Annotated in this window: 5 protein-coding genes and 1 pseudogene; 5 read left to right on the top strand and 1 reads right to left on the bottom strand. The window is 68.9% G+C overall.

What is annotated here, in order from left to right; genetic code table 11:
- Positions 1 to 121: 121 nt before the first annotated feature.
- Positions 122 to 910: a GntR family transcriptional regulator gene (locus AOK23_RS03795; protein WP_055711325.1), complete on the bottom strand. Its 789-nt coding sequence runs from the start codon at positions 908 to 910 to the stop codon at positions 122 to 124.
- A 107-nt stretch (positions 911 to 1,017) separates the two neighbouring features.
- Between AOK23_RS03795 and AOK23_RS03800 the strand changes: the two genes are divergently transcribed.
- The 5 genes and pseudogenes from AOK23_RS03800 to AOK23_RS03815 all read left to right on the top strand — a co-directional run.
- Positions 1,018 to 1,425 carry an NUDIX hydrolase gene (locus AOK23_RS03800; protein WP_055711335.1) on the top strand — a complete coding sequence of 136 codons (408 nt, stop codon included), beginning with the start codon at positions 1,018 to 1,020 and terminating at the stop codon, positions 1,423 to 1,425.
- 46 nt (positions 1,426 to 1,471) lie between these two features.
- Positions 1,472 to 1,900, top strand: coding sequence for an ATP-binding protein (locus AOK23_RS03805; protein WP_055711326.1), 429 nt, complete (start codon positions 1,472 to 1,474; stop codon positions 1,898 to 1,900).
- A pseudogene (locus AOK23_RS49345) lies at positions 1,894 to 2,259 on the top strand (hypothetical protein); the annotation flags it as partial. The gene AOK23_RS03805 and the pseudogene AOK23_RS49345, both read left to right, overlap by 7 nt.
- Positions 2,260 to 2,845: 586 nt before the next feature.
- Positions 2,846 to 3,178, top strand: a complete 333-nt coding sequence (locus tag AOK23_RS03810; RefSeq protein ID WP_055711327.1) for a trypco2 family protein — start codon at positions 2,846 to 2,848, stop codon at positions 3,176 to 3,178.
- A gap of 574 nt (positions 3,179 to 3,752) precedes the next feature.
- Positions 3,753 to 6,053 (top strand): tetratricopeptide repeat protein (locus tag AOK23_RS03815; RefSeq protein WP_476718295.1); only part of this gene is annotated, 2,301 nt, incomplete at its 3' end.

Consider the following 6,053-nt stretch of genomic DNA (forward strand, 5'->3'; position numbering starts at 1 on the left):
CGATCTTCGGGCTCACGCGAACGACTCTGCCACACCACTTGCCCACTCGTCTATACGAGTATGCCTGTTGGGGTGTACGAGTCGGAGAAGCGTCCCCCGCGCACCACCGCAAACCACCCGATTACGTCGCCGGAAGCTGGTACGACAGCACGTACGCATCCGCCGCCATGACCGTGTCGCAGACCTCAACGGCCCGCCCCGCGGCATCGAAGGCGGTCCGGATCAGGTGGATGACAGGCACACCGGAGGCCAGCCGCAACGTCTTCACCTCGGCGGGCGAGGGCATCCGGGCACGGATCTCCTCCTCGAAGTGGTCCAGGCGATGACCCAGCTCCTCAAGACGGGCGTAGATGCCGCCGGGACCAGGGTTGGGTTCGGCGATCGGCGTACCGCGCGCGATGTCGAGCGGCAGATAGGACGTGGCGAACTCGACCGGACGACCGTCGAGGAGATACCGGCGCCTACGAGCCAGCACCCGCCGCACGGACCCCAGCCGGGCCGAGACGTCCTGGCTGGCCTTCTCTTCCTTGACCTCAAGACTGTCGACCTGGGGGTGACTGCCGGCGGCGTTCGCTTCCACGATGAAGGCCGCTTTGCCCTGCTCGCGGTGGCGCCGGGCGAAGCGGTCGGAGGCGAGCCGTCGAACGGGCGGCCGGGGCCGGACGAAGACGCCCTTGCCGTGCTCGGCGTGCACGAGACCCTCGCCCTGGAGGACGGAGAAGGAGTTTCGGACTGTCATCCGGGATACCCCGTAGTGATCGACGAGTTCCGCTTCCGAGGGCAGCTTCTCGCCCTCCTTGAAACGCCCCCGGTCGATGGCCTCGCGCAGCTGGTCGGCGATCTGCCGAAAGACCGCACGATCGCTCGTGGGGTCGAGATCGCCGAGGAGGCCGGAAGGAAGAGAGGGCACGTGTACTCCTTTAGATATCTAGACGAGTGGGCGTTTGTTGTTGCTACGGTGGAGAGCCTAGCCAGCCGAGAGGGCCGAGGAACGTGAGCACCGACCGTCCGCACTCCGTGAGTGTCGCGGGAGTCATCGTCGACGACCAGGGCCGCGCCCTCTTGATCAAGCGCCGCGACAACGGTCACTGGGAGCCGCCAGGCGGAGTCCTCGAGCGCGAGGAAACCATCCCGGAAGCCCTCCAGCGCGAGGTTCTCGAAGAGACCGGCATCAAGATCGCGCTTCCCGCGACCCTGACCGGCGTCTACAAGAACATGACGGGCCTGATCGTCTCGCTGGTCTTCCGCTGCGAAGCGGCCGACGGCACACCGACCACCGGCGACGAGACCCGCGCCCTGCGCTGGGCCACCCGCGAAGAAGTCACCGAGCTTGCCGACGAGGCATACGCGATCCGCGTCCTGGACGCACTTGACGCCGCATCCCCGCCGGCCATCCGCGCCCACGACGGCGTGAAACTCGTCTAGCCCGAACCCGCTACACATGGCGGCCTACCAGCACGAAGGAACTTGTATGCACGAGTATACGAGCACCGCCCGCGTCTGGGGACTCACTTGCCCAGGATTTCCCGAAGAGGTCAGCCGGGCCCGCCGCTGGACCCGCGACATCCTGCGCGGATCACCCTTGGCCGACGACGCCGAGCTGATCGTGAGCGAGCTGAGCGCGAACGCGATCCTCCACACCGCCAGCGGCCTGGAATGCGGCAGCTTCCACCTGACCCTCGCAGTCTCCCGGCAGGTGATCGCCCTGTCGGTGACCGACGGCGGAGGAACCGGGACAGCCCCGAAGGTCGAGCACCAGGACGACGAGGCCGAACACGGCCGGGGCCTGGACATGGTCACCGCACTCGCCCACCGCGTCGCCATCCACGGCAGCAGGGCCGGCTACACCGTCACGGCGGAACTCTTCACCGGCACCCGACCGGGAGACCGCCCGTGCTGAAGGAGGAGGCCCGCCGCGGCTATTGGTGCGAGTGCTGGACCCAAGACCTCGACGGAGAGGGCGGGTTGGAGCTCCGGGGGTCGTTCGACGCCTACTCGGCACCGCAGGCAGACAGATGGGTTGCGGTCGCGCTCCGCACGATCTCGCCGGCGTTCGACCCGGACGCATCCGCCCAGGCGTGGGAGTGGCTGTACGACGGCCGCATAGAGACGCGCCGAGCCCTGTTGCGCTGCGAGCCCTGCACGGTGTCGGTCACTCATGCCACGACCCGCATCACCTGGACCATCCGACCGGTGATCTTCCTGCCACTCGCACACCGTCAAGGCAGGGAACTGTCTTCCTGCGCATACGACTTCAAGGCAGGGAACTGTCTTCCTGCGCATACGACTTCAAGCCCCGACCGGACCAGCCGACCGACTGAGTTACAACTTTCTCTACGGGTTCAAGGCGGCTCGCTCCGCTCCCCGCGCGCGGCCCGACCCCCGGCCGGGCCTGCGCTCCTGCCTCCGTCCCGCTCCAGCCCGGCCGGCGCCCGTGCCGCGCGCACAGCAATCGGCCACCTGACGTCAGAGAAGGGGTACGTCGTGGCTGGGGCGGTCGGCTCCACGGCTTTACGGAGCCACTTTGGCGCGAGCCTCGAAGATCATGGCCCCAACGTCGTGCTTTACCGGGCAGGTCCGCAGACTGCCCGACGCGCCGGAAGCTTACGGGGCCATGATCACTCGCGCCAAAGCAGCGCCACCCCAAAGCCGTTCCACCGACCTTGACTCTTCAGCGCGCTGTTTCGATCGCCTGCGATCGGGGTGAGGCGTTTTCAGATGCGTTTCGATCACCTTTTGGTGGTTGAAGTGTTGTGGGAACTTCTGAGGTGGTGGTGGTCGTCTGCGTGGGTGCGCTGTCCAGCGTGTTCGGTGGTTGTGCGTCTTCGAGCGGGAGGGGTCTGGAGTGGCTGAAGAGATCGGGATTGCGGAGGCTGTGGAGTACCTGCGGGCGGAGTTGGTGGCTGCGGCGGCGGGTGGCGGTAGCGGCCCGCGGTTTGAGGTGGGGCCGGTGGAGTTGGAGTTCTCGGTGGAGATGCGTAAGGAGGGCAAGGGCAAGGCCGGGCTGAAGGCGTGGGTGGTGTCGGCCGGTGTGGAGGCTTCGGTGTCGAAGGCGTCGGTGCATCGGGTGAAGCTGGTGCTGACGCCTAAGGATGCCGTGACCAACGGCGCCTATCACGTGAACACCGATCAGCCGGATGCCACGGGCGAGATGCTGGGGTCGAAGTTCGGCGGGTAGCGCGGGCTGTATCACACGGTGTGGGCCCAGGGGCATGGTGTCTCTGGGCTCTGTTGTCGGGACGGGGAGGTGCGGGGTGGAGCGGGCGCGGGTGGCGGTGGTGCGGTCCGGTGACGCCCGGGGGTCTGGGTATGTGCTGGGCGGGCGGCTGGTGCTGACGGCCGCGCACGTCCTCAAGGACCACGGGCAGGTGTCGGTGCAGTTGCCGGGTTTGGCCGGGCGGGTGCCGTGCCAGGTGGTGTGGTCCCGGTTCGAGGACGGTCCTGCGGGGTGGGACGCGGCGCTGCTACTGGCCGGGGATGATCTCTCGGACAGGCCCTTGCCTGGGGTTCGGTGGGGGCGGCTGGTGACCATGCAGGCCTGCCCTGCGCAGGCGCTGGGGTATCCGGTGGTGGGGCAGGCCGGCGGGGATGCGGTGTCGCTCGTGCAGGTTGACGGGCGGGTCTTGCCGGAGAGCGGCCGGGACAGAGACCGCTACGTCCTGGTCGCCAGCATGGGGGCCCAGTCTCACGAGGGCGCTTCGCCGTGGGGTGGGATGTCCGGGTCCGCGTTGTGGTGCGGCAGTACACCGGGGATGGCGCCGCTGCTGACCGGTGTGGTGGCTGGTGATCCGCCCGACTGGAGCCACACCCAGCTGGAGGCCGTCCCCGCCTATGTGCTGGCGTCGGACCAGAGTGTGCGGGAGCTGGTCGAGGAACACACCGGGCGGGCGATGCTGCTGGAGCCCGCAGACCTGCAACACCTCACCGACCGCACCGCAAGCCCCCGGCCGCCACGCTCGCCCGCCGACCTGCTGCGCCCGGAGCAGGCGGTGGTGTCCTTCATGGGACGCGAAAACCTCCTCGATGACCTAACCCTTTGGTGCCAGCCGTCCCCAGAGCAGGCGGACCCCGCCCCTGACAGCGGGGCAGCGGGTGGGATGTGGGGGTGGGAGCAGAGCGTGGTGCAGGCTCGGCTGCTGACCGGCGCGGGCGGTGCGGGCAAGACCCGGCTGGCCGCCGAACTCGCCACCCGAATGACAGGGCAGGGCTGGACCGCGATCCGCCTGACCACCGACACGGGAGTGCGGCTGGATTCCCTGTCCGGGGTGTGCCGGCCGCTGCTGGTCATCGTCGACTACGCCGAAACCCGAATCCCGCAACTCCACGCACTGCTGGAAGCGGTCGACCACGACCAGGCCACAAGTCCCGTACGCCTGCTGGCCCTGGCCCGCGCCGCAGGCGACTGGTGGACCCGCGCCACCGAACACCCCCACGGCCAGGCTCTGGCCACAGCCACGGTCACACCGGTCCTGGCCCTACACCACACCCCGCAAGAGCGCGCCACCGCCTACCGGCAGGCCCTCGGTGACTTCAGCACCCTGCTGCGCCGGTTCTTCCCCGCCACCGACTGGGCGGCCCTGCTGCCCAGTCTCACTGATGCGGCGGCATTACCAGCACTGGCCAGTGCCGAGTTCGACACGCCGCTGTCGCTGCAGATGGCCGCCCTCCTCGCCCTGCTGGACGCCACCGGTATCCCCCAGCCCTCCGGCCCAGCCGCCGTGTTGGAAGGTCGGCTGCTGGGACACGAACGCAAATACTGGGACGAGACCGCCGACACCCCCGGACGGGGCCTGAGCGGCGAACGCAGCGGAACCGAAACCCGCGCTCTCGCCGTCGCCCTGGCCTGCCTGGTCCCCGCCACCAACCGTGAGCACGCCCGAGCACTCCTGGCCCAACTCCCTGGTCTGACCGACGAGAGCGCGGCGGCTGTCTGCGGGGCGCTGGCCACCTGGCTGGCAGATCTCTACCCGACCCAGGCAGGCTCGGTATGGGGCAGCCTCCAGCCCGACCGAATCGCCGAATACCACCTCGGCACCCAAGCCGACCGCGAACCAGAGCTGTTCACCCGCATCCTGACCACCCTACCCGCCACACCTGCCGCGCAGGCCCTGACTGTTCTGGCCCGCACCGCCCAACACCCCCACCACCACGCTGTAATCAGCAGCATCTTGTGCAACGCCGTCACCACCGCCCCGACCGTGCTGGGACCGGCCGCCCTGACCACAGCCACACGCACACCCCACCCCGCACCCCTGATTGCCGCCCTGGCACAGCTGACTCGCACCACGCAGGACATCGCCCTGCTGCACCACCTCAGCGACCACCTACCAGACTCCAGCCTGGTCCTGAGTGAATGGGCCGCCGGCCTCAGCACGGCCCTGGTCAAACACCACGATAGGCACGATCCCGACCTACCCAAGCTCGCCACCTCGCTGAACAACCAGGCGAACCGCCTTGCGAATCTGGGGCGGCGGGAGGAGGCCCTGACCGCCATCACCCGCGCCGTCGAGACCTACCAGATCCTGGCGGAGCAGCGACCCGACGCCTTCCTACCCGACCTCGCAATGTCCCTGAACAACCATTCCGGCCACCTTGCGGGCCTGGGGCGGCGGGAGGAGGCGCTGGCCGCCGTCACCCGCGCCGTCGAGATCCGCAAGGCCCTAGCCGAGCAGCGACCCGACGCCTTCCTCCCCGACCTCGCCAGTTCGCTGAACAACCGGTCCGTCCACCTTGCGGGCCTGGGGCGGCGGGAGGAGGCCCTGGCCGCCGTCACCCGCGCCGTCGAGACCTACCAGATCCTGGCCGAACAGCGACCCGACGCCTTCCTACCCGACCTCGCCGGCTCGCTGAACAACCAATCCAACCGCCTTGCGGATCTGGGACGGCGGGAGGAAGCTCTGACCGCCGCCACCCGCGCCGTCGAGACCTACCAGATCCTGGCCGAACAGCGACCCGACGCCTTCCTACCCGACCTCGCCAGCTCGCTGAACAACCGGTCCGTCCACCTTGCGGGCCTGGGGCGGCGGGAGGAGGCCCTGGCCGCCGTCACCCGC

The organism is Streptomyces torulosus (assembly GCF_001419765.1).
Taxonomy (GTDB): Bacteria; Actinomycetota; Actinomycetes; order Streptomycetales; family Streptomycetaceae; genus Streptomyces; species Streptomyces torulosus.

What these genes read in the sequence shown, in the direction of transcription:
- AOK23_RS03805 (WP_055711326.1), top strand. Translation starts at nt 1,472, where the DNA reads ATGCACGAGTATACGAGCACCGCCCGCGTCTGGGGACTCACTTGCCCA.